Origin of the sequence: Burkholderia sp. b14, from assembly GCF_900156195.1 — a bacterium.
GTDB lineage: Bacteria > Pseudomonadota > Gammaproteobacteria > Burkholderiales > Burkholderiaceae > Mycetohabitans.
In genome coordinates, this window is sequence record NZ_FTPJ01000003.1 from 1,227,262 (window position 1) to 1,253,137 (window position 25,876).

A 25,876-nucleotide genomic window follows, 5' to 3' on the forward strand; every position below is an offset into this window, starting at 1 on the left:
CGGCACTCATCATCGGCTCTCGGATAGCGGTTCATCAAAATACTGCTGAAGAATGATGCAGGCTGCCTGTGCGTCCACGATGGCACCACGCGCTCCTGCCGCTTCGGCCTCGACCGACGAATAGCGCTCATCGACCCAGGTCACTGGCAGGTTGAAACGCCCATTGAGTTGGTTACCGAAACGCCGCGCCTGCTGCGTCATCTCGTGCGGTGCGCCATCGGGATGCACTGGCAGCCCGACGACCAGCCGCAGCGGCTGCCATTGGTTGATCAACTCGCCCACCGCAGCGAAACGGTATTCGCGATTGCGGTTTTCGACGGTTGTGAGTGCCCGAGCGCAGCGGGTCAGCGTGTTGCCAATCGCCACACCGATGCGCTTTTGTCCGTAGTCGAACGCGAGCAGCGTGGCCGCCGCCGTACTCATGCGTGGCCTGCCTCGCCGGAGAGCATCGTCGATGAGATGCCCAGCAGCGCGAGCGCCGCGTCAAAACGTTGCTCGGCCGGCACGTCAAACACGATCTTCGGATCCGCCTCGACGGTCAGCCAGCCATTCTTCGAAATCTCGTCCTCCAGCTGCCCCGCGCCCCAGCCGGCATGCCCGAGCGTTAGCAGGAAGCGCTTGGGTCCGTTACCGTTCGCGACCGCTTCGAGCACGTCCTTTGACGTGGTCATCTCCAGCCCGCTGGGCACCGACATCGACGACGTATAGTTGCCGCTGCCGACCGGGTCATGCAGCACAAAGCCGCGCTCGGTCTGCACCGGTCCACCGAAATAGACGGGTACGTGCAACAGCGGCTCAATCTCTAGCTTTAGGTCGATGCGTGAAAACAGCGCCTGCAGATCGATATCGGTCGGCCTGTTGATCACCAGCCCGAACGCACCGCGCTCGCTGTGATCGCAGAGGTACACCACCGTTCCGGAAAAAGTGGGATCGGCCATGCTTGGCATGGCGATCAGGAACTGGTTGGTCAGGTTGATGCGATCAGTGGTCTTTGACATGTTTCGGATTTTAGCAAAGACCCGAGGGTCTCTAGCGACTTCGACGATGGCACTTTGCCGACTCCACTATAGCCCGGCCACGCGCCGGCTGCCTTCGATTGCACTGGCCAGGTCGAACAGCACGGCAGCTGGATCGGGCAGCGGAATGCAGCCGACGGCGATCTGGACCAACCGCCGCTTGAGCGTCTCGCCCGTTCCCCGCATAGCCCAGCGCGTACGTTGCCACGCCACGCGCGTGCTGAGCAAGCAGCAAGTCCAATCGTGCAATCACATGCTTGGCATGGACTTGCGCAACGTCGCCGCCATCCTGCCATAGTCGAAGCGCGGGCAACGCACCGGCGGCCAGCCGACACACGCCATAAGGATCTGGAGGATCTGGACCCTTTAAATTCATGACGCAATTTTGCCATTCTTCCAGGTAGCCGCCGACCTGCTCAAGCAGCGTCGGCGCGTCGTCGGCATGGGCTCGCAGCACCGGCAGCGGCGAATAGCGCATTCGCATCGCTCGCGACCGATGCAACGAGTCGGCGCTCGGTAGTTCAGATTTGGACCATCTCGAAATCTTCCTTCCGTGCACCGCACTCGGGGCAAGTCCAGTTGATCGGGACATCCTCCCAACGTGTGCCGGGCGCAATCCCCTCTTCCGGAAGACCCGCTTCTTCGTCGTAGATCCAACCGCAAATCAGGCACATCCAACTCTTGTATTCCATCTTGTTGCCGCGTCGAACGAGTGATCCGTTACAATGAAAGGCACGATGGTACCTTGTCGTCGCGTCGCTGCCTAGCAATGGCTATGCAGCGCGGCCGATCCATTCGAAGACACGGGTTCATGTCACCCATGCCGCGGCCATCGCCATCCCCTTGTAACGCTTCACGCCTTCCATGTCCAGCGACGCCCCTCCGATCGTTCTCACCTTTGGCCTGTCGGACCCGACCGGCGCATCAGGCCTGCAGGCCGACCTACTCACGCTAGCCAGCATCGGCTGTCATGGGGTGTCGGTGTTGACCGGCTACGCAGTGCGCGATTCGGCGGCCGCCGGCGACGTGACCGGCCTGGACCCCGAAGCGGTCGCGTCGCAAGCCCGGATGCTACTCGAAGACATGCCGGTTGCCGCCTTCAAGGTCGGCGCGACGACGCGGGCCGAAATTGTCAGTGCGATTGCGGAAGTTGTCGCAGATTATGACGATTTGCCGCTGATTCTGGTTCCGGACTTCACGCTCGACGAGCAGCACATGCTGGCCGGCGACGAGTTGCGCGAGTCGATCGCGGAACTACTCGCGCCCCAGACGACGTTGCTGATCGCAGACCCGGCGACCCTTGTACAGTTGGCACAGCCGGATTCCGACGCCGATCCGATCACGCTCGACGGTGCCATTGCCCACCTGCTCGGGCAGGGCTGCGAATACGTGTTGTGCACCGACGCGCGGCCTTCGCAGCTGCTCAACACGTTGTTCAGCGAAGAAGGTCAGGTCCGTCAGGATGCATGGGACCGCGGCGGTGAGCGGCTGATCGGGCTTGCCGATACGCTGAGCGCTGCGATCACGGCACTGCTCGCCAATGGCCAGGATCCGGGCGAGGCAGTGCGCGAGGCGCAGGAGTACGTGCACCAGGCGATCCGGCACGCCTATCGACCGGGCATGGGCGGATACCTGCTGGACCGCTTCTTCTGGGCCCGCACCACGGACGAAGGTCAAAGTCCGCCAGCTGCGGAGCCGAACACGCCAGCCGGCGTGTTGCGCCATTGACCCGGCCCGCTGCCGTTCACGCGAGACAAAACGCCGTCCTGTTCCGGCTACCGTGACCGGCGGCTAGCGGCAGCAGTCAGCGCACTATAAAAAATGCACCGTTGCAGCGGCTCATTGCTGATCTTGCGGGCTTGCCCCCCAATCGCGCCATACCGCACCAACAGCGCAGCCGCATAAAAAACAAACCCCATGTTCCGAAAAACATGGGGTTCGTCAGCAGTCTAAACCCGCATCGCTGCGGGTTTTTCGGGCCGGGGGAGCGGCGCCCCCACGGGGCGCCGCCCGGACTCCATTCGGCACGAGCCGAATTACATGTCCATGCCCATACCACCCATGCCGCCCGGCATGCCGGCCGGTGCCGGTGCGTCTTCCTTCGGCAACTCGCACACCGCCGCATCAGTCGTCAGCAGCAGGCCAGCAACGGACGCCGCGTTTTGCAGCGCGGTGCGCGTGACCTTCGTCGGATCGACCACACCGGCTTCAACTAGGTCGCCGTATTCGCCGCTCGCCGCGTTGTAGCCGTAGTTGCCCTTGCCGGCCGCCACGGCCGCGACCACCACGCTGGCCTCTTCACCGCCATTCGCCACAATCTGGCGCAGCGGCTCTTCCATCGCACGCAGCACAATCTTAATGCCGGCCTCTTGGTCGGCGTTCTCGCCCTTGACGCTGGCGATCGCAGTACGGGCACGGATCAGCGCAACGCCGCCACCCGGCACGATACCTTCTTCAACGGCGGCACGCGTGGCGTGCAGCGCGTCTTCGACACGCGCCTTCTTTTCCTTCATTTCGACTTCGGTGGCCGCGCCGACTTTGATCACTGCCACACCACCCGCGAGCTTCGCGACACGCTCTTGCAGCTTTTCGCGATCGTAGTCCGACGTCGCTTCTTCGATTTGCGTGCGGATCTGCTTCACACGCGCCTCGATGTTCTTCGCTTCGCCCGCGCCATCAATGATCGTCGTGTTTTCCTTCGCGACTTCGATCCGCTTAGCTTGGCCCAACTCCTGCAGCGTGGCCTTTTCCAGCGACAGGCCGGTTTCCTCGGCGATGACCTGACCACCGGTCAGGATCGCGATATCCTCGAGCATCGCCTTGCGACGATCGCCGAAGCCAGGCGCCTTGACCGCAACGGTCTTCAGGATGCCGCGGATGTTGTTCACCACCAGCGTCGCAAGCGCTTCGCCTTCGACGTCCTCCGCGATGATCAGCAGCGGGCGGCTGGCCTTGGCCACTTGTTCGAGCACCGGCAGCAGGTCGCGGATGTTCGAGATCTTCTTGTCGTGCAGCAGCACGTACGGATTCTCGAGAACAGCGACTTGCTTATCCGGGTTGTTGATGAAGTACGGCGACAGGTAGCCGCGGTCAAATTGCATGCCTTCGACGACTTCGAGTTCGTCGGCGAGCGACTTGCCGTCTTCGACGGTGATCACCCCTTCCTTGCCGACTTTGTCCATCGCTTCAGCGATGCGCTGGCCGATCGACGTGTCGCTGTTGGCCGAGATCGAGCCGACTTGCGCGATTTCCTTGCTCGTCGTGCACGGCTTGCTGATCTTGCGCAACTCGTCGACTGCGGCGGCAACCGCCTTGTCGATACCACGCTTCAGGTCCATCGGGTTCATGCCCGATACAACATACTTCATGCCTTCACGCACGATCGATTGCGCGAGCACGGTCGCCGTCGTCGTACCGTCGCCGGCGTTGTCGCTGGTTTTGGAAGCCACTTCCTTAACCATTTGCGCGCCCAGGTTCTGCAGCTTGTCCTTCAGCTCGATTTCCTTCGCGACGGACACACCGTCCTTGGTCACCGTCGGGCCGCCGAAGCTGCGCTCGAGCACGACATTGCGACCCTTCGGGCCGAGCGTCACCTTCACTGCGTTGGCGAGAATGTTCACACCCTCGACCATCTTCGCACGGGCGGAATCGCTAAATACGACGTCTTTAGCTGCCATCTTCTAACTCCTTGAAATCTTTGGAAAGCCGAACGCGACCGTTACTTCTGGACGACCGCCATGATGTCTTCTTCGCGCATGACAAGCAACTCTTGCCCATCAACTTTGACCGTTTGGCCGGCATACTTGCCAAACAACACACGGTCGCCCACCTTGACGTCGAGCGCGATTTGCGCGCCCTTGTCGTCACGTTTGCCCGGGCCGATGGCCAGGACTTCGCCCTGATCAGGCTTTTCAGCCGCTGCCTCGGGGATCACGATGCCCGACGCAGTCTTGGTTTCCTGGTCCAGACGCTTGACGATGACGCGATCGTGCAAAGGACGAAGGTTCATACACACTCCTTTTGTATTCAGGCTGAAGAACGCTTTTTAACGTTGGCGCCCGGCAAGCCAGGCACCCTGGTGGCACGGGTTGTTAGCACTCACGTGCGACGAGTGCTAATTATATGGACGGGTGAGGACTATTTCAAGAACCCAAATTGTCCCTAGCGCGCAGCATCGCGCTTACAGATGCCACTTAACCGTGGCCGTCAGCGTACGGGGTTCACCAGGCATGTTGAACATGTCAGCATTGCCATGCGCCGAGATGAAATAGCGGCGATCGAACAGATTGTCCAGCGTCAGCGTCACATCCATTTTCTTGCTGCGATAGCCGGCGCCCAAATTGAATACGGTAAACGAAGGCAGCGTGACCTGATCGCTCGCAGAGGCGTAGCGCGCTGATTGGAACTGTGCGCCGGCGGCCGCGTAAAAGCCGTAGGGAAGCTCGCGCTTGAGCCACAGGCTTGCGCTATGGCGTGGCATCAGGCCCGGCGTGTTGCTGGCCAGCGTCAGCCCGGCCGCCGTCGATTGCGGCGATCCGTCAACCGTGCCACTCAAATACGCATAACCGGCATAGACGGACCACTTCGGTGCGATTTCGCCGGAAAAGCCGGCCTCGAAACCCCGTACGTGCTGAGTGCCGATCGGCAGCGCATAGCCGGGGTTGGCCGGATCGCCAATTTGTTGGTTCGTTTGCCGCATGTCGAACAGCGCAACCGTAGCCGTCGCCTTGCCACCGAGGTCGAACTTCGAACCGACTTCGTATGCGGTGGTCTTTTGCGGCGCCAGCGCTGCGCCATTGGCGAACGCACCCGAGCTGATCAGGGTATCAGCAAGCGGCGAGAAAGACTGGCTGAGCGAGCCATAGAGCGTCAGCCACTCGAGCGGCTCGTAGATCAGCCCGACGCGCGGACTCCATGCGCGGTCGGTACGGGCAAGATTCACGTTGGACGACGTGTAATCGTGGCGAATCTGATCCAAATAGTCAAAGCGCAGGCCGGCGAGCAGCTTCCACTGCGGTGTCAATGTCACCAGGTCCTGCGCGTACACGCCGGCCAGGCCGACAACCGTCGCTGCATTCGTGCGCGCCGGCATCCCGGCCGGCACGCCAGGTAAATCGATCAGCTGTGGATGGTACAGATCATACGTTGTCACTTTCGATACGCCATAGATCGTGTCGAATTTCTGCTGCTGCGACAGTTCGATCCCATACAGCAGTTCATGACGCATGCCGAGCAGCGTCGCTTGCTGCGTCAGCTCAAATACGCCGTCCACGCCATGCTCGGTCCGTTGGCGCGTCGACTGGTCGAGCGTGACGCTCGGGTGCACAGCCGCCTTGATCGGCTGGAACGTGACATAGTTTTTCCGCTCCAGTGAGAAATCATAGGCACGCAGCGCGCCGTGGAAGGCTAGCGAATTGTTGAAGCGGTGATCGAGCGACACCGTTGCACTTTTCGCCAAGGCGTCATTGTATGAGCTGTTCGCCGCATCGGCAGAGCCGTAGTAAGTGTTGATCGGCACATCGACCGGCCGCCCCCTATAGGCAGGCAAGCCCTGATCGGACGTGCGGCGATCATGTAGGTAGTCGAACTCAACGTTCACTACTGTATCCGGACTCAGCTTGAATTGCGCCGAAGGCGCGACTGCTTGGCGGTTCAACGCGAATTGATCGCGAAAACTACGCGAATTATCCACGGCGCCGGTGATACGCAAGCGTGCCGCATCACTCGCGTTCCAGCCCATGTCGATTTCACCGCGACGCTCGCCACGCGAGCCAAGCATCACGCCGATATCCCGCACTGGCTCCGCCTGTGGCCGCTTAAGCACACGATTGACGATGCCCCCTGCCGAGCCGCGCCCGTACAGTACCGCTGCCGGTCCTTTTAAAATCTCGATCCGCTGCACATTGGACAAGTCGCGATAGTACATCGCGTCGTCGCGTAGGCCGTCGACATACTGGTCCGTGATGCTGTTAAAGCCACGGATCGTGATTTGGTCGCGCTGGCCATCGCCGACTGAAAAGCCGACTCCCGGCACGTTGCGCAACGTGTCCTGCATCGATGCCGCATTCTGGTCATCGATCACCGCGCGTGGCACGATGTTGATGGTCTGCGGCACATCCATCAGCGACATGTCCGTCTTAGTGCCGGCACGCGAACGGCTTGCATCATAGGATCCATGCGCGGCCGACGCGCTGACCGCAATCGTGGGCAGCACGGGCTGTGTAACCCCGTCCTGTGCAAAACCCGACTTTACGCTGATGAATAAAGGGGCGATCAGCAGAGCACGATAAGTCTTTTTGTTACGCGTCATTGATAATATGCCTACGAGTTGCGGCGAAAAGGCGCGCTAGAACCCTCGTCCGGGCAGCGCGGACACTTAGAACAGGCTATAAGCCACTAAATAATAATGATAATCATTTACATTATCAACTACAATAGCAGGGTCGCCACCGGTTCGTCGTTGCGCGCTCACGACAAGCAGCATCGCCGCCCCACCCGTCCCCCACAGCAATCCACAGCATCGCAACGCACAGCGTCGCAACGATGTACATTGCGCCGTCCATGCTGCTCGTCGCGGTACGGCCCTCGCCGATTCATTACCCCAGGCTAATCATGCCGCTGGACAAGTCGATGCTGCTAACCAGTGCAATGCCACCGGCTGCCGCCGTACCCGAGAAATGTCAGCGGACGGTTCCATCCAGAACACCGGCTGCGCGATACGTGCGCAGACCGCGTGACACGGCGCCGAGCGCGTGCAAAACCTACGATAGAACTTCGTCAATGCCTTCCTTCAGAACGAAACTATAATAATGCGCTGATCACGACGGACCGTAGTGCCTGCGCTGCGGCACTTGCTGGAGCAGCGCGACCAGCATGTTGAGTCATGCGCACAACGCGCACGCCCAGGCCAAACGTGTGCAAACAGGCAGCACGGATGTGGACGTGCCGCATGATTGGCCGCTCCGAATCCATTACGCCATGCAGATTCGATCCCGACTGTTTCGACGCACGTGCATGATGATCGTTGCGAGTTTGCTCGCCGCGTGCTCGTCGCCCAAACCGCTGTATCAGCAAGAACAATTTGATGCGACGAGCAGTCCATACACGCGCACGTTTCATCAGAAGGCCGCCCCCCCAGCCGACGCACCGCTCAAGATGAACATGCCCGTGATGCCGACTCCGTCGGCCATGCCACTGCAGGTCCGCTCAGCCGGCGCAGACGTCGAAGCGGCCGCCGCTGCGTCGGCTGAAGCAACCCCAAAATCTGCACCAGCATCGGGTTCCATCGCAGCGTCGGGCGCCGTTGCCGTCCCGGCTTCCAATGTGGGTGCCAGTCCCGCTCGAGCGCCAGCCTCTACCTCCATGCCGGCGCCAGCCGTATCGATCCCGGCTTCGGTGTCCCCCGCAACGTCTAACGCGGCACCCGCACCCGCAGCCGCAGCCGCATCGGCTCCAGCATCGACTCCGGCATCCGCTCCGGCGCCGGGCTCAACTCCGGCAATGATTGCCCCGCTATCTTTATAAGGTATCGCAGTATCAGCGCCGCTCGAGACGTATCGGCGATCTAACGCGATGCATTCCCGCTGCCGTGACATAAACGCCGCCCGCGCCTAGTTTGCGCGGCACCAGGTCTGCGCGACGCGTCAAAATATCGACCGTCCGCTGAGCGTCGTTAGCCACTCGAGCGCCTGCATACCAGCCAGTGAATTGCCGTTCGTGTCCAGCGCGGGAGACCACACGCAGATGCCGAACTCCCCTGGCAATACCGCAACAATGCCGCCACCGACGCCGCTTTTGGCGGGCAATCCAACACGGTAGACGAAGTCTCCGGCGGCATCGTACGTACCGCAGGTGAGCATTAATGCGCTCAAGCGTTTCGCCGGGCTCGCGCCGAGCACGCGCTCGCCACTGTGCGGCACCACGCCACCGTTGGCCAGGAATAAGACCGATCTAGCCAGGTCGACACAGTTCATTTCGATCGCACACTGCCGGCAATACGCGTCGATCACCGTGTCCACTGACATCTGCAGGTTACCGAAGCTCTTCATGAAATGCGCCATTGCGCGATTTCGGTCCGAATGCGCGAGTTCCGATTCCGCGACGTTGGCGCTGTAGTCGATATCCGAGCGCCCGGCCAGACGACGCATGAATTGCACGAGCGCTGTTTCCGCCTGGACGAAACGCCGGCATAGCACGTCGGTGACAACCAGGGCACCTGCATTGATGAAGGGGTTACGCGGCACTCCGTTTTCATGTTCGAGCTGCACCAGTGAATTGAACGCATTGCCCGATGGCTCCCGGCCAACGCGTTGCCACAACGCGTCGCCTTGCAACTGAAAGGCCAGGGTGCACGCAAACAGTTTCGAGATGCTCTGGATCGAGAACGGAACCCAAGCGTCGCCGGCGCAGAAGACCTCGCCTCGCAACGTGACAATTGCCATGCCGAAATGCGACGGGTCGACCTTCGCAAGCTCGGGAATATAGTCCGCGACGCGGCCTTTGCCGAGCCACGGCGTGACGTCGTGCTGAATTTTATGAAGGATCGCCTGATAGTCCATTGCGGCAGGCCGTCGGAGATCGCGGGACCGCGATTCTAGCGGGGCCACGGTCTGCTGTCGACCCATTGTCGAGTACGCCACACACACGTAGGCGTCGTCGACGATACCCGTGCGGATTTGCCGGGGTGGTCCATTGCCCTCTATATCGGCATTCGGGTTGACGTCGGCCGCGTGTGCGCCGTCGCTGCGTTCCAACTCCTTGGGACTGCCGCCGCACACCCAGCGGCACGCTGATAGGTGGCGCGAACTCCCGCGGTGCGGCACGGTCTATTGGCGATGCAAAAAACACACCATCCATCACCTATTCTCCATCGACCAGCGCACAACGCACAACACTCAGCTTGCGGCCGCTCTCAGTTTGACTGCACTTCGGCCAGATTGCTGCACGGCCGTATGCTCACGCTCGTATGGATTGCGCTAACGCTTTGGACACCGATGCCGGCGGTGGGCTCATCACAGCAGTCCGACGCAAGCGCCGGCGCACACGCGGCCGAACCTGCGCCGCGGCCAAGATTGACCGCACAATCGACCGTCGACACAGTCAAACCGATCATCGAAACGGCGTCCACGCCTATCGCGTCACCTGTCCCCAGTTCATCTGCTGCCCCGGGCTCATCTGCTGCCCAAGGCTCATCTGCTGCCCTGGGCTCATTGGCTACCTCGGCCTCCGGGCAACCGGCTGCCCCGAGACAATCGTCTGCCGTAGACTCATCATCGATGCCGGTTCCAACGCAAACGCCAGCCTCATCACCCGCGCGGCCACCGGCCCAACCCACGGCCTCGGCCACCCACGCGCCACCGTCCACCGCCCCCGTACTGCCGCGCTATACCAATGTGCCTTCTGCGCTCGACTATCGGAAGCTGTATGTGCAGTCTGTCAACCGCACCCTGTCGATACCCGCCGCTGCCCAAGCGCACTATGGGCAACTGCTGCAGAACGCGCTCGCCCAAGCCGGCTTGCCTGACGTGGCAAGCGAATTCGTCGCCGTCGTGGACCGCAATCCATTCGTACAAGCATTCGTGTTGATGTGGCGTCAGACGCCGTCGGATCCTTGGCAGGTGATTGGCGCATCGCCTGTTTCTACCGGCATGCCAGGTCTCTATGACCATTTCATCACGCCGCTCGGGGTATTCCGGCATACTCCGGACAACATGGACTTTCGCGCCGAAGGCACGTTCAACGACAACGGCATTCGCGGCTATGGCGCGCGCGACCAGCGAATCTACGACCTCGGATGGACGCAGGCACAGCGCGGCTGGGGTAACCGCGCAATGAGCCAGATGCGGCTGCAAATGCACGCTACCGATCCCGGCCGGCTTGAATCGCTGCTCGGCATGCGGCACTCGAAAGGCTGTATCCGAATCCCGGGCACGCTCAATACGTTTTTGGATCACTACGGCATACTGGACGCTGACTATGAGACGCGCATCCGGGAAGGCCAGCTCCTATGGGTGCTTAAGCCGAATCGCGAGGCATCGCGCTGGGCCGGGCGCTATATCGTAATCGTCGATGGCGGCGCAACACAGCGTCCGACGTGGTCGCCGGTGCCGCGCGGCGCCAAGGTCAAGCATGGTGCGCAGATCGACACCGCCGACTGATAGGATCCGCGTCCGATAGAGGCTTGGTGCACGCCGGCGGCCGTCACGTTGCAGATCGTCACGATCGTGCTGTTCACGTTCCTGTGCTACCTAAGCATTGGCTTGCCGCTCGCGGTGCTGCCCGGCTATGTCCATGACGACCTGGGCTATGGCTCGGTCATTGCCGGCGCTGCAATCAGCATCCAATACGTATCGATACTGCTCATGCGGCCACTCGCCGGCCGCATGGCGGATAAAATCGGACCCAAGAAGACCGTCATGCGCGGCTTGCTCACATACGGGGCAAGTGGCGTGCTGCTGGATGCAGCGCTATCGTTGACCGTATTCGGCACGCTGTTTTGCGGCGCGCGACTGCTATTCGCCGGTGCCATCAAAAAGCATGGCGGCTTTCGCGTCGCCATCGCATCGTTCCTGGTCGAAACATGCGGCCTGCTGACGCTGTGGCTCGCGCCCATCCCGCAAGTAGCGCTGGCCGGCGCGGCGCTGATCGGGTTGGGTTTCGCGCTGGTCTTCCCCGCACTGGGTGTCGAAGCCGTCGCGCTGGTGCCACCGGCCAGCCGCGGTGCGGCGTTGTCCGCCTATTCCGTATTCCTCGATTTGTCTCTGGGCCTCACCGGGCCCCTGGCTAGACTGATCGCCAGCGACTTCGAGTATGAATCAGTCTATCTGTTTGCCGCAGTCGCCGCTGTGCTGAGTATTGTATGGGCGCGCTGACATAATAGACTGAGGCACTTCGCCGGCCTAAGGGAGCCGCTTCGCGGAACGCCGGCTCCATCGCGCTAACCGAAAACAAATCCAAACCAATACAGGAAAATTTTTTCTAATTTGCACGAATATCGGAATTAAAAACCAAAATAGTCGAATACACCAAGACAATATTACCGAAAATGCATGGCATAGTATCTTTTAGACACCAGCAATCCTACGGCACAAGAGCGCCGGGATAATTTGAAACTAAGCGTGGAGTTATAGGCGCCAGCTGTTTTCCGACCGTGGCCAATCGTCGAGTCGCATCACGATAAAGTGGTAAAGCCGAGCGAGCCGGTGAAGATATTCATCTTTAGCAGCCTAACAACGGCCGCGTATGCAGACAGTTATTCACTGAATGCAACAACGGAACAGAATTGCGTGCACCTGTTTACAATTTTGAAATAGCTGACGCAAAGCGCCGAAGTTGCATCTACCCCGTGTACGGGAGGGCAGATGCATGAAAGTGCCGCGGTACTGGGGACAATAACGTGATATCGGAGCGCATTACGCGCTGCGGGTGCGTCCACTCATCGATGCGATCCGCTTACCAATTGTCGATTTTTGTCGCTCCCCGTTTGCTTGATCTCCGCAATCCTCTATAAACTGTCTGAGATCCCGAATGGATTTCCCCAACGGAACACCGAAGGCCGGGCAACTTTAATATGGGAAAAACAATCGGCTGTCAAACATAACTTTCTCGACCACGAGCTCAGAATGAATCAGATCCAGGCCATGCGCGTGTTTACCCGGGTCGCGGAAACACAGAGTTTTCGGCGCGCGGCACAGCAACTGAATGTCTCCAATGCCTTGGTCACGCGTTCGATCGCGACATTGGAAGCCCACCTGAACACGCGGCTTATCAATCGCACGACACGCAACGTGTCGTTGACGGAGGCAGGATACGTTTACCTACAGGGTTGCCGTCGACTGCTCGAGGAACTTGACTTCATCGAAGCAACCGTGGTCAACGGTGACGACGAGCCTCGCGGCACATTGCGCGTCGCCGCTTCGGCATCGCTTTGCGACGAATTGATCGGACTGGTCGAAGAGTTTCGCCAGCGTCACGCACGGATCCGCTTACATGTCACGCTGGGTGACCAGGCCGTAGACGCGCTCGGCGACAGCTACGACGTCGGTCTAGTGCAAGCCGCGGTGGCGCCGGGTAATGGACTCTCCAGCCAGATCCTGAGTTCGTGCGCGTCGGTGATCGTCGCTTCGCCGGATTACCTGCTCGAGCACGCCGCGCCGCAAACGCCCAATGACCTGCTTGCGCTGTCGTTGCTAGCGCAATCGCACAGTGACCGCAGCCGGCTCTGGCATCTGCGCGATGCGCACGGCGCCGAGTACCAGTTGGCGATGCCCGAGCCGATCTACGTGGTGAACAGCGCACAGATGCTACGCGCCGCGGCTGTCGGCGGCATGGGCATCGCGTTGCTGCCGCAGCGTGTGGTCGAGCGTGACGTGGCCAGCGGCAGCCTGGTCCAGCTATTGCCCGACTGCGAGATTCTGGAAAGTCAGACCACGCTGTCCGTAGTCTACCCGGAGCGGCAATACATGGCGGCTAAGACGCGCGCCTTCGTCGAGTTTGTCTGCGCACACTACGGCCAGGCCGACGACAGTGGCTATGACGCCGAGCAAGGCACCCCTGCACCGCAGTGCAACGCAGGCCGCGGCACGCCAGAACGGCAACATCCGGCCGACGCGATGGTCACACGCGGCAACCCAAGCGGTTCGGCCAACAGCACGAAGAGTCCGCACGCCACGGCGCAACCGGCATCGCGCCCCGCGGCGCCATGGCCTTTTGCGACGGGGGAGTGGCGCGTCAGTTGACCGGCCACGCCTGCGCCTGACGAGGCCACAGCCGGCGCGCCACGTCGCCGCGTCAATCCGTGACGCATGCGATAGGTATTCCTCGGCGTCACCGTGATAGCCGCAGCACTCGGCCAGCGCATCGGCTTCACGCTCGTGTATCTCGACGGGAAAATGCGACGCAGCGAGCATGCCACGTGCAACCTCTCCGGCACCCGCGAGCCGCTCGGATCGACAAACGCCCGAATCCCGTTAACCTTGCCGGGATGCCATTGCGAGACCGGTCCGAGCACGTAGTCGACATCGTCGCGATCCGCGCACTCGAGCAAGGGCGGCACGGGCCAAATATCCGGCTCCACCGGCAGTGCCAATACGAATTCGCGAACAACGAGAGTGATGGCCGTCGAATACTGTGACAAGGGTGCGGCGTGCAGCGTCATCGTCCGGCATGACATCCATTACATCACGCCCAAGATGAACACTCGCTGACAATCCGCACTGATCGCACAAAAAACGTACCGTTTCCCGTACAGCCCGCGCAGTGCCACCCGCGGCCGGCACTGCGCGCGAACTGCCGCTCGGCCTATGACAACGCGTCGCTGCCGGAACTGGCACTGGCGCTCATGCGCGAAGAAGCAAGCGGCTATTGAGCCATGCTCAACGAAGGGCTCACGGGTGCCCGCGGTTCGCCGCCGGCGCCGGGCGACACGGCGGCACAGTATGAGCTGATGGCCGCGCGGCGCACGACTGGTGCGCAATCGCCGGCGAATCGCCATCGACGACGTCCGGCAGCAGGGCTTCCCCGGATACAGTAAGATGGTGTTTCACGGCCTCCGGGGCACGCGCACCCTGCGTGCCCGAACCGCGGTTCCCCACCCCGAAGCCTGCCCATGCCCTTGCCGCTCATCACTATTGCCATTGTCGCCTTCGGCATCGGTACCACCGAGTTCGTGATCATGGGATGGCTGGTAGACGTGGCGCGTGACCTGCGCGTATCAATTCCGGCCGCCGGCATGCTGGTGTCCGGATACGCGCTGGGCGTCACGATGGCGCTCGGTGCGCTTGGGCTGGCAGCTTGGAACAATCTGGAGCGGCGCGCGCCGGCCTGCGTAACACCTTCCTGAGCGCCAGAACAACCCGCGCCGCCTGCTGCGATCACCCGCGGGCGCGGCGCCACGATAACGGGCCTGCCGCCATTGGTACGCCGGCCCCATAATACTACGAATGAAAGCTATCTTTACACGCGACTTCTTTGCGTTAATCGTCAGCGTTGCCGTCGTCGGGCTAGGCATCGGCGCCACGTTGCCGCTCACCGCCCTGGCGTTGATGCAAGCCGGCTATGGCTCGCACGTGATCGGCATGCTGACCGCCGCGCAGGCGGGCGGCGGTATCGCAATCGTGCCATTCGCAGCACGCATCACGTCGCGTATCGGCGCACGCCGCGCCATCATCGGCACGGTGTGGATAACGTCGATCGCGACGCTTGCGATGCAGTTGACGGTCAACCTCATTGCCTGGGCGCTTCTGAGGGCGATCGCTGGCGCCGCTTTGATGCTGCTGTTCACGATCACCGAAGCCTGGGTGAACCAGCTCGCCAACGATCGATCGCGTGGGCGCATCGTCGCACTGTACGCGACCAACTTCACGCTGTTCCAGATGGCTGGCCCGCTGCTGGTCAGCATGATCGCCGACTACCCGGGATGGCGTTTTGCATTGTGCGGCGCGATCTTCCTGCTGGCGCTGCCGGGGCTGTGGATGATGCGCATCGCCCACGACATCGGCCCAGCCGACGATGAACCTCATGGCGCCTGGCAAACGGTATTACCCCGCATGCCGGCACTAGTGGTCGGTGCGGGCTTTTTTGCGCTGTTCGATACACTAGCCTTGTCGCTGCTACCGCTGTTTGCGATCCACCATGGCGTCGCAACGGAACTGGCCGTCGTGTTCGGCTCTGCGATCCTGCTCGGCGATACGGTGTGCGCGTTTGCCCTTGGATGGCTGGCCGATCACGTCGGCCGGGCGCGCGTGCACTTGGGCGCCGCGCTGGTCGTGGCGCTGCTGCTGCCGACATTGCCGATGATCGCCGCGCAGCCGTGGCTGCGCTGGCCTGTGCTAATCGTGCTCGGCGCGGCCGCGGGCGGGATCTACACGTTGTCGCTGGCGGCGATCGGCGAACGTTTTCGTGGCCCGGCGCTGGTCACCGCCAGCTCATTGATCGGTGCATCGTGGAGCGTGGCGAGTTGCTTTGGGCCGATGATTGCCGGCGCGCTGATGCGCACGATCAGCCCTGACGCGCTGGTCGGCGTGCTGTTCGCCGGCGTCGTCATGTTCATCTGCGCGCATCTGTGGGAACAGCATGCTGCGCGGGCCGCGACGCAAGGCTAAACAAGAGCCGTGAACTGCCCGGTTCACCAGCCCGAACAGAAAGCCACCGGTATCAGCAACCTTCGAGCACCCGGCGCATCGGCGTGCGACCGGTGGCATGCCGCTCGGCGCAACCGCGTCAGCCAAATTTTTGTCGATGCGACAGCCGCGGCGACTGCTACTATTTCGATAATGATTCCGCCGTCCCTTCCTGCACTCGTCGCCGCCGCGGTACGCCATCCTTACTTCGCCAAGCGCGTGTTGCTACACGCAGGTGCAACGGCGCGCGGCCGACACAATGGCCTGGAGTTGACCAGCCAGTACCAGCCGATCTTTGACGTGGGCTCGCGGGGCTTTGCGCAATCGTTGGCCGCCGATGCGCACGCGGCCGACCGCTTCGGCGACGACATCGGCTACCAGGCGAGGACACAGGCCGCGTCAGCAGGCGCGGAGCGGACGCCGGTGCGCGATCCGTTCGACTCGACCGTCGACGATCAGGATCTGGTGGCACTGGACCGGCTGTCGCGGCTTGTGCACGCGATCAACTTCTTCGGCGTGCAGCGCAGCGGCCTGCTATTTCTGAACGTGCATGAACGGTTATTGAAGAGCGTCAAGTACGACCACGGACGCCATTTCTCGACCGTGCTCGTGTCGCTCGGCTTGAATCCGGCGCGTGTGGTCATCGAGCTGCCGGAGATGGCCGTCGCGCATCGCACGTTTCTTGGCTACTTGACCAAGAGCTACCAAAGTTATGGCTTCAAGGTCGCGGGCAACCTGCCCAATGCCGGCCAAATTCTGTCAGTGTCGGACATGGCGCGGCTGGACTTCATTAAAATGAATTCGGGCTCGGCGTTGCGCGATGCAGTGGTCAAGCCACTGGTGAGTTACGCGAGCCGGCTGAAGATCCCGCTGATCTTCACGCACGTCATGGACGAAGCGCAGTTCGAGTTACTGCAGCAATACGATGTGCGGTACGTACAAGGTCCGGTGTTTGACTCGGTCGGCTCGATCTAGCGGACCGCGCGAGCGTCGTCTATCCGATGCCGTGCATCAACACTCCAGCGCGCAGGCCGGCGGCCATGCTGTGCCAAGCGCGGCCTCGACTTCCTGCTCGATTGTGACGACCGGATAGCCCGTCTGTCTCGGTCCGCATCGCGATCGCGCGTGTCGATTTCACAACCGACGTGCCGTCAGTCTTGCGCGACACCGCGGGGCTGGCGCAGACTGCACGCTACGCGCCGCGTGCGGTGCGGCCATGGCTGTGCCGCGCGCCGTGGACGCGCCTGCTCCATCCCAACTTAGAACGCTGAGGTATTTCGCGATGATCCTGTCTTCCACCGAGTCATCCCCGACGCTCCCCCCCCGTGCCGCCCCCCATCGCTCGCTCGATGTCGGCGTCATCGGCAATTGTGCGTTCAGCGCGCTGATCGACAGGATGGGCTGTGTTGTCTGGAGCTGTCTGCCGCGCTTTGATGGCGATCCGGTCTTCAACGCACTGATCGACACCTCGGACCACGCCGGCCTGTGGAGCATCGAACTCGAGAACTATGCGCGTGGCGAGCAGTTCTACGAGCCGAACACCGCAGTGCTGCGCACGCGCCTGTACGACACGAACGGACAGGGTATCGAGATCACCGACTTCGCGCCGCGCTTCTACTCGCGCGGGCGTTATTTCCGCCCCACGACGATGGTGCGCCGCGTGAAGCCGCTGCAAGGCGCGGTGCGCATCACGGTACGGCTGCGCCCGCGTTTTGACTGGGGCCGGCTGCCACCGGCGATCACGCACGGCAGCCACCACATCCGCTATGTCGGCCCCGCGCAAACGCTGCGACTCACGACCGACGCGCCGTTGTCCTACATCGTCGCGGAACAGCAGTTCCTGCTCGATCGCGAGGTCAACTTCATCCTCGGACCGGACGAGACGCTTGCCACAGGCATCGAGAACACCGCGCGCGATTTCGAGCAGGACACGATCCAATACTGGCGCACGTGGACTGGCCGGCTCGCGATACCGCTGGAGTGGCAGGATGCGGTGATTCGCGCGGCGATCACGCTGAAGCTGTCGCTGTTCGAGGATACCGGTGCGATCATCGCCGCGATGACCACCAGCATCCCAGAGGCACCGAGCAGCAGCCGCAACTGGGACTACCGCTATTGCTGGCTGCGCGATGCGTTCTTCGTCGTACGTGCGCTGAACAGTCTGTCCGAGGTCGGCACGATGGAGGACTACCTGCGCTGGCTGCGCAACATCGTGCTGCGCTCCAAGGGCGGACATATCAAACCGCTGTACGGCATCGGCCTGGAAGCGTCGCTGCCGGAGTCGATCGTCGAGCATTTGGGCGGATACCGCGACCACGCGCCGGTGCGCGTGGGCAACCAGGCGCACGAGCACTTCCAGCACGATGTGTACGGCAACATCATCCTGGGTGCGACGCAGGCTTTCCATGACCGGCGCCTAATACGCCCGGCCGGCCTGTTCGAGTTCGAGCACCTGGAAGCCGTCGGCGAAAATGCCTATCGAATCTATACAAAGCCGGATGCCGGCATGTGGGAGCTGCGCTCGCGCGCGCGCATCCATACGTCGTCGGTGCTGATGAACTGGGCCGCTTGCGACCGGCTCGCAAAGATCGCGCATACGCTCAGGCTGCCCGAGCGCGAGATGCTGTGGCGCGGGCGCGCCGACGCGATCCGCGAATACTTGCTGAATAACGCGTGGAATGAGGCGCGCGGCGCGTTCGCTGAAAGTGTCGGCGGCCAGGATCTGGACGCGAGTGTGCTGCTGATGGCCGAAGTCAACATGATCGACCCGAAGGATCCACGCTTCGTATCCACTGTCGAAGCGCTCGAGCGCTCGCTGTGCGACGGGCCCTACATGCGGCGCTATGAAGCACCGGACGACTTCGGCAAGCCGGAAACCGCGTTCAACATCTGCACATTCTGGCGCATCGACGCGCTGGCTAGGATCGGCCGTCGTGAAGACGCGCGCGCGATCTTCGAAGCGATGCTGGCGGCGCGCAATCACCTCGGATTGCTATCAGAAGACACGCACCCGGTCACCGGCGAGATGTGGGGCAACTTCCCACAGACCTACTCGATGGTCGGCATCATCAACTGCGCGATGCGGCTTTCCGCACCGTGGGATTCGGTCATCTGAGCGAAGCGCTTAACGCATTGGCAGCGCCCACCGTTCAGGAAAACAAATCTTCGTAGTTTGCCGGTCAAACTGTCGATTTCCTCGGCGGTGGCACTCCCTGCCCCGTTACCGCCGCGCTACGCTACGGCGGATTTTTACGACGGGGGTTCGATGATCAAGGTTTGGTCCGGCACCAGCCGTGCGCAGGCACGCCACGCGCAGCCTCGCTACAGGATTCGGATTCGCGAAGCACGCAAAGCTGGCGCCGGCATGCTCAGCTCTTCAGGCGGTACCCGGTCTTGAAGATCCACGCGACGATCGCCATAAACAGCGCCAGGCATGAGATCGTCACGCCCAGGCAGACGCCGATGCTCACCTCGGCCTCGCCCTGAAAACTCCAGCGAAATCCGCTGACCAGATACACGACTGGGTTAAACAGTGCCACCGTGCGCCAAAACGGCGGCAGCATGTCGATCGAATAGAAGCTGCCGCCGAGAAACGTTAGCGGCGTGATGATCAGCAACGGCACGACCTGTAGCTTCTCGAAGTTGTCGGCCCACACGCCGATGATGAAGCCGAACAGCGCGAATGTGAACGCGGTCAGCAGCAGAAACAACAGCATGAAACCCGGATGGTTGACCTGGACCGGCACGAACAAGTGGGCCGTCGCGAAAATGATCAGTCCCAGCATGATCGACTTGGTCGCGGCCGCACCAACATAGCCGATCACGATCTCGACGTACGACACCGGCGCGGACAGCAGCTCGTAGATCGTCCCGGTGAAACGCGGAAAGTAGATGCCGAACGAGGCATTCGAGATGCTTTGCGTGAGCAGCGACAGCATGATCAGTCCGGGCACGATGAATGCCCCGTAGCTCACGCCGTTGACATGCTGGATACGCGAGCCGATGGCCGCACCGAACACGATGAAATACAGCGACGTTGAAATCACTGGCGACACGATGCTCTGCATCAGCGTGCGCCAGGTACGCGCCATCTCGAAGCGATAGATCGCACGGATCGCATACACGTTCATCACAGCGCCTCCTGTCGTGATGGTTCGCGGCGCTCTTGCATGAGGCTCACGAAGATGTCCTCCAGCGAGCTTTGCGTCGTCTGCAAGTCCCTGAACGCGATATTCGCGTCATCCAGCGCGCGCAGCAACTCGATGATACCCGCGTGCTCAGCACGCTCGTCATAAGTGTAGATTAGCTCGTTGCCGCCGCGCGCCAGCTCAAGCCGGTATGCAGCAAGCTGCTGCGGGACGCGCTGCAGCGGCATGTGCAGTTGCAGCGTGAGTTGCTTCTTGCCGAGCTTGCGCATCAACTCGGTCTTCTGATCGACGAGAATGATCTCGCCGTTGCGGATCACGCCGATGCGATCGGCCATCTCCTCCGCTTCATCGATATAGTGCGTGGTCAGGATAATCGTCACGCCGCTGTCGCGCAACGAGCGCACGAGTCGCCACATGTCGCGCCGCAACTCGACGTCCACGCCTGCGGTCGGCTCATCTAGAAACAATATACGCGGCTCGTGCGACAGCGCCTTGGCAATCATCACGCGCCGCTTCATACCGCCGGACAGCGTGCGGATCTTGTTGTCCTTCTTGTCCCAGAGCGACAGCGCCTTGAGCACTTTTTCGATATGCGCAGGATCGGCCGGCTTGCCGAACAGGCCGCGGCTGAACGAGACCGTGCCCCAGACCGATTCGAACGTGTCAGTGGTCAACTCTTGCGGCACCAGCCCAATGGTCGCGCGCGCGGCGCGATAATCGGTGATGATGTCATGGCCGTCGACCGTCACGCGGCCCGCGCTCGGATTGACGATACCGCAGATAATGCTGATCAGCGTCGTCTTGCCCGCGCCGTTCGGCCCGAGCAGTGCGAAGATTTCGCCACGCCGGATATCGAGGTTGATGTCGTGCAGCGCCTGGAACCCAGACGCATACGTCTTCGAAAGGTTGGATACGGAAAGAATCGTTTGCATGTTTGGGACGATAACAGAAGCCATCGTTTTGTTCAGCCTCGACGTCCCCCGAAATACGCTGGCCACGGCCCCCGATACGAGGGTGAGCGGCGGCGGTGCGCTGTTATGTTATATCATCTATTCTCGTGCGATGACGCCAGCACGCCCGCGCCCGGCCGCTGTCGGAGCGGGCCTTTCGTCGATCCCGGTCCGCCGCGTCGCGGACCTATCCGGAGCCGTTTGATGAAACGCCTTGTCGCAACCGTTGCCACATCGATCGCCCTGTGCCTGCCGCTATTGGCCGCCGCACCCGCATGCGCTGCGGCCTCCCAGACGATTCAAGTCGTCGCAGCCGAAAACTTCTATGGCGAACTGGTCCAGGCGCTGGGCGGCCCGCATGTGTCGGTCACCAGCATTCTGAGCAACCCCGAGCAGGATCCGCACCTGTTCGAAGCCAGCCCCAAAACCGCGCGCGCGCTCGCCTCCGCGCAACTGGTCGTCTACAACGGAGCGAACTACGATCCATGGCTGCCCAAGTTGCTCGCCGGCGCGCGCGCAAACCGCCAGGCGCGCACCGAGATCGTCGCCGCCGAGCTGGTGGGCAAGAAGCCGGGCGACAATCCGCACCTGTGGTACCTGCCCGCGACCATGCCGGCGGTGGCGCGTGCGGTCAGTGCGTTCCTCGTACAGGCGGATCCGGCGCACAAGGCCGACTACGCCATCCGACTGACGCAATTTATCGACTCGCTCAAGCCAATCGATGAGAAAATTGCAGCATTGAAACAACGTTATCAAGGCGCGCCGGTGACCGCGACGGAACCCGTGTTCGGCTACATGGCCGAGGCCATCGGCTTGACGATGCGCAACGAACGTTTTCAGCTTGCGGCAATGAACGAGACGGAGCCCAGCGCGGCCGATGTCGCCGCCTTCGAGCGCGACTTGAGGACGCAGCAGGTGAAGGTGCTCATTTACAACAGCCAGGCCAGCGACACGTCGACCCAACGGATGCTGAAGATTGCGCAGCAGTCACATGTGCCGACGGTGCACGTTACCGAAACGGAGCCAGACGGCAAAACGTACCGGCAATGGATGCTGGAACAACTCGACGCCTTGGAAAAGGCATTGCAAGGACAGGCTCAATGACTGCCCCGGCGATCGAGCTGGATCGTGTCACGCTCGAATTGGGCCCACGCCGCCTGCTCGACGATGTCAGCTTCACGGTGGACAACGGCGAGTTCATCGGCGTACTAGGTCCCAACGGTGCCGGCAAAACCACGCTAATGCGTGCGCTGCTCGGGCTAGTGCCCCCCTCCCGCGGCACGCTACGCGTGCTCGGGCAGCCCGTCACGCGCGGCAATGCCGCGATCGGCTACATGCCGCAGGTGCGCAGCACACCGGCGGCGCGGCGCCTGTCCGGCCGGGACTTTGTAGCATGCGCGGTCAACGGGCACCGCTGGGGAATCACGCTGGCCCGCAGCCGCACCCGCCGAGCGGTGGACGACGCACTGGCGATCGTCGGCGCGTCGGCGCTGGCTGATCGGCCCCTCGCCGAACTGTCGGGCGGCGAACGCCAGCGCCTGCTGCTCGCGCAATGCCTGCTCGGCCAGCCCCGATTACTATTGCTGGATGAACCGCTGATCAGCTTGGATCCGAACCACCAAGCCGGCGTCATCGAGTTGGTGCGGCGGGTACAGCGCCAATTGGGCATCACCGTGCTGTTCAGCGCCCATGAACTCAATCCACTACTCAACGCGATCGACCGCGTGCTCTACCTGGGCAACGGCCTCGCCGCGCTCGGCACCGTCGACGAGGTCATCACGCCACCGGTACTGTCACGGTTATATGGCGCGCCGATCGACGTCATGCGACTTGCCGGACGGATCTTTGTGATGTCCGGCGGCGTGGAAATCGAGAAGCGCGATCACGCGCACGAAGATGACGGCGGCCACAGCCACAGCCATCAGCATAGCGCTGCGTCGGACCCTGGCTCTGATCACCTGTCGATGGCACGCCAGCCCGACCACCCCCTCGCGCGCCGCGGAACACACGATGTTTGAATACGAGTTCATGATCAACGCGTTCGCGGCATCCGGTATCGTCGCGATCGTCGCCGGCATCGTCGGCTTCTTTCTGGTGATGCGCCAGCAGACCTTTGCGGGACATGCGCTGTCGCATGTCGGCTTCACCGGCGCCACCGGCGCCGCGCTGCTCGGCGTCTCGCCGCTGTGGGGCATGATCGGCTTCACGGTCGCGGCCGGCATTGCGATGGGCGCGCTCGGCGAACGCCTGTCTGGACGCGACGTCGCCATCGGTATCACGCTGTCGTTGTCGCTCGGCGCCGGCTTGCTGTTCCTGCATTTCTTCACTGCCTATGCGACGCAGGTCACCACGCTGTTGTTCGGCAACGTGCTGGGCGTGAGCACCAGCGTGCTGGCATCGCTCGCCTGGCTGGCGCTGCTGGCCCTTACCGCGTTAGCGGCAATCGCACGGCCGCTGATTTTCTCGAGCCTGCAGCCCGAGTTAGCTGAGGCCAAAGGCGTGTCGCTGCGCGCCGTATCGGTGCTGTTCCTGGCGGTTGTCGCCATCGCGGTCGCGCAATGCACACAAATCGTCGGCGTGCTGCTCGTATTCACGCTAATGGTAGGGCCGGCCGCTGCCGCGCAGAATCTCACCACGCGGATCGGCGCCGGCGTCGCGTGTGCGGCCCTGCTTGCGCTCACGCAGGCATGGAGCGGCATCACGCTGGCGTTCTACACCGACTGGCCGACGAGCTTCTGGATCACCTCGCTGTCCGCCATCGCGTACGGCACCAGCCTGTTGGTACGGTGGCGGCGCCCGCTGTAACGACTTGCAATCGACATCCCGCCCTGCTAGCCATCATCGGCCCAACTCTCGGTTCGTCAGCGGCGGCTCACATTACTTGCGGCCAACCAACGATCAGCACAACATGAGCGGCCGGCGGGGGCTTCATCGCAGCCATCACTGCACGCAGCGACGTGCTGCACTACGTGCCGTTCCCACTCGCGACGCCGGTCGCGTCAATCCGATACATACCGGCGCGCTTCGGTGATGGGTACGTTCATACCGCACTTGGGCAGCATCAACGCGGGCAACCTGCTGTTCATCGTCGGCCGCTACGCATTCTGAGCGCGGCAGCATCCTGTCCGGCCGGGCTGCGATCAATCGGTCAGCGCCGACTGGACGTCGGGCGCGGGCGACTTGACGCGCAGCAGTGTGGATCCAAGCACGCCGGCCAACAACGCAAATAATGCACCGATGCCAAACGCGACGTGATACCCGGCGTTGAGCGCAGCCTGCGCCACGGTGCCGGACGCGGCCAGCGCGTCGGTACGTGCCGCCGCGACGCTGGCCAGCACAGCCAGTCCCAGCGCGCCCCCCATCATGAACGCCGTATTGACCACGCCGGACGCGAGCCCCGATTCGGATGGATCCACTTCGCCCATTGCGGCCAATAGCAACGGATTGAACGCAATGCCCGCGCCCAAGCCCAACAGCGCCATGCCGGGCAGCACGTCCAGCAGGAAGCCGCCGTCCACCGGCGCGCGTGCAAACAGCGCCAATCCAAGCGCCGCAGCCAGCAAGCCGACGCCGAGCGGACGGCGGATTCCGAAGCGCATGATCAGCCGGGCTGACAACCCCAGCGAGAAAAACGCCATGATCAGGTTCCCCGGCAGGAACGCGAGCCCCACCTCGAGGGGGTTATAGCCGAGCACGCGCTGCATATATAGCGCGGAGAGGAAGAACCAGGCGAACATGGCTGCGGCCCACAACACGGCGACCAGATTCGCGACTGCGATGTTACGCAGGCGGAACAACCCGAGCGGCATCAGCGGCGCGCGCACCCGCGCCTCGACGACAATGAAACCGATAAGTAGTGCAACGGCCAATGCGATCAACCCGAGCGTCGTGTGCGACAACCAACCGGCCTGGTTACCGTTCACGATCGCGTAGACGGCCAACATCAGCGAGGCGGTCACGGTGATGGCGCCGCCGATGTCCACGCGTGCCGGCAGCGCGTCGGCGCGGCGCGATGGCAGCCATACCGCGCACAGCCCATAGACCGCGATGCCGATCGGTAGATTGACCAGAAAAATCCAGTGCCAGCTCAACACGCTTGTCAGCAAGCCGCCAAGCAGCACGCCAATGCTGCCACCGCCGGCGCATACAAAGCCGTACACTCCCATCGCGCGCGCTCGCTCGCCCGCTTCGGTAAACAGGTTCATGATTAGCGACAGCGACACCGCGGACACCACCGCCCCGCCCAGGCCTTGCACCGCTCGCGCGGCGACCAGCGCGTGCTGCGTCGTCGACAGCCCGCACGCAAGCGACGCGAGTGTGAAGAATGTGATGCCGGCCAGGAATACGCGGCGGTGACCGTATAGGTCGCCGAGCCGTCCGCCCAGCAGCAGGAAACCACCGAAGGTCAGCATGTAGGCGTTGACGACCCACACCAGTGTGGTTTCCGTGAAGCCGAGATCGGCACGGATCGACGGCAGGGCGACGTTGACGATTGTCGTGTCGAGCACGATCATTAGCACGCCGAGACAGAGTATCATCAACGCGAGCCAGCGTTGGTGGGAGTTCAGGCCGACGCTCATAGATGACAGTCTCCTTCGAAGCGAATGCGCGCCACCGCACGCAGCCATGACCGCGCGCACTCG

Annotated in this window: 22 protein-coding genes and 2 pseudogenes; 12 read left to right on the forward strand and 12 right to left on the reverse strand. The window is 62.2% G+C overall.

Features of this window, described 5'->3' with window-relative positions; all coding sequences use genetic code 11:
* Positions 1-9 precede the first annotated feature (9 nt).
* The 4 genes from ruvX to B0B13_RS10030 all read right to left on the reverse strand — a co-directional run bounded on the left by ruvX (position 10) and on the right by B0B13_RS10030 (position 1,708).
* Complete coding sequence (gene ruvX / locus B0B13_RS10015; protein ID WP_076796112.1) at positions 10-423, reverse strand: Holliday junction resolvase RuvX; 414 nt, start codon at positions 421-423, stop codon at positions 10-12.
* Positions 420-998 carry a YqgE/AlgH family protein gene (locus tag B0B13_RS10020; protein WP_076786186.1) on the reverse strand — a complete coding sequence of 193 codons (579 nt, stop codon included), beginning with the start codon at positions 996-998 and terminating at the stop codon, positions 420-422. The genes ruvX and B0B13_RS10020 overlap by 4 nt, the downstream gene beginning before the upstream one ends.
* A 66-nt stretch (positions 999-1,064) precedes the next feature.
* Complete coding sequence (locus tag B0B13_RS10025; protein ID WP_139337394.1) at positions 1,065-1,244, reverse strand: hypothetical protein; 180 nt, start codon at positions 1,242-1,244, stop codon at positions 1,065-1,067.
* Positions 1,245-1,537: 293 nt separating this feature from the next.
* Complete coding sequence (locus B0B13_RS10030) at positions 1,538-1,708, reverse strand: rubredoxin (RefSeq protein ID WP_004186709.1); 171 nt, start codon at positions 1,706-1,708, stop codon at positions 1,538-1,540.
* A 172-nt stretch (positions 1,709-1,880) separates the two neighbouring features.
* On the opposite strand from B0B13_RS10030, the gene thiD reads away from it, so the two are divergent.
* Positions 1,881-2,744, forward strand: a complete 864-nt coding sequence (gene thiD / locus B0B13_RS10035) for a bifunctional hydroxymethylpyrimidine kinase/phosphomethylpyrimidine kinase (protein ID WP_076786183.1) — start codon at positions 1,881-1,883, stop codon at positions 2,742-2,744.
* Positions 2,745-3,052: 308 nt separating this feature from the next.
* On the opposite strand, the gene groL is transcribed toward thiD, so the two are convergent.
* From groL to B0B13_RS10065, 5 genes are all read right to left on the reverse strand, one after another.
* The gene (gene groL, locus B0B13_RS10040) at positions 3,053-4,693 is read right to left on the reverse strand and encodes a chaperonin GroEL (protein WP_076786182.1); all 1,641 of its coding nucleotides are present in this window, start codon (positions 4,691-4,693) and stop codon (positions 3,053-3,055) included.
* Positions 4,694-4,734: 41 nt separating this feature from the next.
* A complete protein-coding gene (groES, locus tag B0B13_RS10045; RefSeq protein ID WP_076786181.1) occupies positions 4,735-5,025 on the reverse strand; it encodes a co-chaperone GroES in 291 nt (96 codons plus the stop codon).
* 171 nt (positions 5,026-5,196) lie between these two features.
* On the reverse strand, positions 5,197-7,326 hold the full coding sequence (locus B0B13_RS10050; protein WP_076796117.1) for a TonB-dependent receptor: 2,130 nt from the start codon (positions 7,324-7,326) through the stop codon (positions 5,197-5,199).
* An 808-nt stretch (positions 7,327-8,134) separates the two neighbouring features.
* A complete protein-coding gene (locus B0B13_RS10060) occupies positions 8,135-8,611 on the reverse strand; it encodes a hypothetical protein (protein WP_076796122.1) in 477 nt (158 codons plus the stop codon).
* Between the two features lie 48 nt (positions 8,612-8,659).
* Positions 8,660-9,574 carry a glutaminase gene (locus B0B13_RS10065; protein WP_076787716.1) on the reverse strand — a complete coding sequence of 305 codons (915 nt, stop codon included), beginning with the start codon at positions 9,572-9,574 and terminating at the stop codon, positions 8,660-8,662.
* An 834-nt stretch (positions 9,575-10,408) separates the two neighbouring features.
* Between B0B13_RS10065 and B0B13_RS19375 the strand changes: the two genes are divergently transcribed.
* The 7 genes and pseudogenes from B0B13_RS19375 (at position 10,409) to B0B13_RS10100 (ending at position 19,250) form a co-directional block, all read left to right on the forward strand.
* The gene (locus B0B13_RS19375; RefSeq protein WP_237573959.1) at positions 10,409-11,173 is read left to right on the forward strand and encodes a L,D-transpeptidase; all 765 of its coding nucleotides are present in this window, start codon (positions 10,409-10,411) and stop codon (positions 11,171-11,173) included.
* A gap of 15 nt (positions 11,174-11,188) precedes the next feature.
* Complete coding sequence (locus tag B0B13_RS10075; RefSeq protein WP_076796125.1) at positions 11,189-11,887, forward strand: MFS transporter; 699 nt, start codon at positions 11,189-11,191, stop codon at positions 11,885-11,887.
* Positions 11,888-12,637: 750 nt separating this feature from the next.
* Positions 12,638-13,753: a LysR family transcriptional regulator gene (locus tag B0B13_RS10080; protein ID WP_076796127.1), complete on the forward strand. Its 1,116-nt coding sequence runs from the start codon at positions 12,638-12,640 to the stop codon at positions 13,751-13,753.
* A gap of 869 nt (positions 13,754-14,622) precedes the next feature.
* Positions 14,623-14,832, forward strand: a pseudogene (locus B0B13_RS10085) (MFS transporter); the annotation flags it as partial.
* A 124-nt stretch (positions 14,833-14,956) separates the two neighbouring features.
* A complete protein-coding gene (locus tag B0B13_RS10090) occupies positions 14,957-16,117 on the forward strand; it encodes an MFS transporter (RefSeq protein WP_076786173.1) in 1,161 nt (386 codons plus the stop codon).
* A 171-nt stretch (positions 16,118-16,288) separates the two neighbouring features.
* A complete protein-coding gene (locus B0B13_RS10095; protein WP_076796133.1) occupies positions 16,289-17,110 on the forward strand; it encodes an EAL domain-containing protein in 822 nt (273 codons plus the stop codon).
* 307 nt (positions 17,111-17,417) lie between these two features.
* On the forward strand, positions 17,418-19,250 hold the full coding sequence (locus B0B13_RS10100) for a glycoside hydrolase family 15 protein (RefSeq protein WP_076796136.1): 1,833 nt from the start codon (positions 17,418-17,420) through the stop codon (positions 19,248-19,250).
* A 253-nt stretch (positions 19,251-19,503) separates the two neighbouring features.
* On the opposite strand, the gene B0B13_RS10105 is transcribed toward B0B13_RS10100, so the two are convergent.
* On the reverse strand, positions 19,504-20,265 hold the full coding sequence (locus B0B13_RS10105) for an ABC transporter permease (protein ID WP_076786171.1): 762 nt from the start codon (positions 20,263-20,265) through the stop codon (positions 19,504-19,506).
* A complete protein-coding gene (locus tag B0B13_RS10110) occupies positions 20,265-21,215 on the reverse strand; it encodes an ABC transporter ATP-binding protein (protein ID WP_076786170.1) in 951 nt (316 codons plus the stop codon). The genes B0B13_RS10105 and B0B13_RS10110 overlap by 1 nt, the downstream gene beginning before the upstream one ends.
* Positions 21,216-21,320: 105 nt before the next feature.
* Here B0B13_RS10110 and B0B13_RS10120 point away from each other — a divergent pair, with 105 nt between their 5' ends.
* From B0B13_RS10120 to B0B13_RS19785, 4 genes and pseudogenes are all read left to right on the forward strand, one after another.
* Positions 21,321-22,337 (forward strand): metal ABC transporter solute-binding protein, encoded by a 1,017-nt coding sequence (locus B0B13_RS10120; RefSeq protein WP_370643230.1) that lies wholly within the window; start codon positions 21,321-21,323, stop codon positions 22,335-22,337.
* Positions 22,334-23,251 (forward strand): metal ABC transporter ATP-binding protein, encoded by a 918-nt coding sequence (locus B0B13_RS10125; protein ID WP_237573961.1) that lies wholly within the window; start codon positions 22,334-22,336, stop codon positions 23,249-23,251. The genes B0B13_RS10120 and B0B13_RS10125 overlap by 4 nt, the downstream gene beginning before the upstream one ends.
* Positions 23,244-24,038, forward strand: a complete 795-nt coding sequence (locus B0B13_RS10130) for a metal ABC transporter permease (protein ID WP_076796146.1) — start codon at positions 23,244-23,246, stop codon at positions 24,036-24,038. Before B0B13_RS10125 ends, B0B13_RS10130 begins: the two co-directional genes overlap by 8 nt.
* Before the next feature lie 122 nt (positions 24,039-24,160).
* A pseudogene (locus B0B13_RS19785) lies at positions 24,161-24,463 on the forward strand (hypothetical protein); the annotation flags it as partial.
* Here B0B13_RS19785 and B0B13_RS10140 read toward each other — a convergent pair.
* Complete coding sequence (locus tag B0B13_RS10140; RefSeq protein WP_076796151.1) at positions 24,374-25,813, reverse strand: MFS transporter; 1,440 nt, start codon at positions 25,811-25,813, stop codon at positions 24,374-24,376. The pseudogene B0B13_RS19785 and the gene B0B13_RS10140 sit on opposite strands and share 90 nt — an antisense overlap.
* Positions 25,814-25,876 lie beyond the last annotated feature (63 nt).

What these genes read in the sequence shown, in the direction of transcription:
- ruvX (WP_076796112.1), bottom strand. Translation starts at nt 423, where the DNA reads ATGAGTACGGCGGCGGCCACGCTGCTCGCGTTCGACTACGGACAAAAG.
- B0B13_RS10020 (WP_076786186.1), bottom strand. Translation starts at nt 998, where the DNA reads ATGTCAAAGACCACTGATCGCATCAACCTGACCAACCAGTTCCTGATC.
- B0B13_RS10030 (WP_004186709.1), bottom strand. Translation starts at nt 1,708, where the DNA reads ATGGAATACAAGAGTTGGATGTGCCTGATTTGCGGTTGGATCTACGAC.
- thiD (WP_076786183.1), top strand. Translation starts at nt 1,881, where the DNA reads ATGTCCAGCGACGCCCCTCCGATCGTTCTCACCTTTGGCCTGTCGGAC.
- groL (WP_076786182.1), bottom strand. Translation starts at nt 4,693, where the DNA reads ATGGCAGCTAAAGACGTCGTATTTAGCGATTCCGCCCGTGCGAAGATG.
- groES (WP_076786181.1), bottom strand. Translation starts at nt 5,025, where the DNA reads ATGAACCTTCGTCCTTTGCACGATCGCGTCATCGTCAAGCGTCTGGAC.
- B0B13_RS10050 (WP_076796117.1), bottom strand. Translation starts at nt 7,326, where the DNA reads ATGACGCGTAACAAAAAGACTTATCGTGCTCTGCTGATCGCCCCTTTA.
- B0B13_RS10060 (WP_076796122.1), bottom strand. Translation starts at nt 8,611, where the DNA reads ATGTCACGGCAGCGGGAATGCATCGCGTTAGATCGCCGATACGTCTCG.
- B0B13_RS10065 (WP_076787716.1), bottom strand. Translation starts at nt 9,574, where the DNA reads ATGGACTATCAGGCGATCCTTCATAAAATTCAGCACGACGTCACGCCG.
- B0B13_RS10080 (WP_076796127.1), top strand. Translation starts at nt 12,638, where the DNA reads ATGAATCAGATCCAGGCCATGCGCGTGTTTACCCGGGTCGCGGAAACA.
- B0B13_RS10090 (WP_076786173.1), top strand. Translation starts at nt 14,957, where the DNA reads ATGAAAGCTATCTTTACACGCGACTTCTTTGCGTTAATCGTCAGCGTT.
- B0B13_RS10095 (WP_076796133.1), top strand. Translation starts at nt 16,289, where the DNA reads ATGATTCCGCCGTCCCTTCCTGCACTCGTCGCCGCCGCGGTACGCCAT.
- B0B13_RS10100 (WP_076796136.1), top strand. Translation starts at nt 17,418, where the DNA reads ATGATCCTGTCTTCCACCGAGTCATCCCCGACGCTCCCCCCCCGTGCC.
- B0B13_RS10105 (WP_076786171.1), bottom strand. Translation starts at nt 20,265, where the DNA reads ATGAACGTGTATGCGATCCGTGCGATCTATCGCTTCGAGATGGCGCGT.
- B0B13_RS10110 (WP_076786170.1), bottom strand. Translation starts at nt 21,215, where the DNA reads ATGCAAACGATTCTTTCCGTATCCAACCTTTCGAAGACGTATGCGTCT.
- B0B13_RS10120 (WP_370643230.1), top strand. Translation starts at nt 21,321, where the DNA reads ATGTTATATCATCTATTCTCGTGCGATGACGCCAGCACGCCCGCGCCC.
- B0B13_RS10125 (WP_237573961.1), top strand. Translation starts at nt 22,334, where the DNA reads ATGACTGCCCCGGCGATCGAGCTGGATCGTGTCACGCTCGAATTGGGC.
- B0B13_RS10130 (WP_076796146.1), top strand. Translation starts at nt 23,244, where the DNA reads ATGTTTGAATACGAGTTCATGATCAACGCGTTCGCGGCATCCGGTATC.
- B0B13_RS10140 (WP_076796151.1), bottom strand. Translation starts at nt 25,813, where the DNA reads ATGAGCGTCGGCCTGAACTCCCACCAACGCTGGCTCGCGTTGATGATA.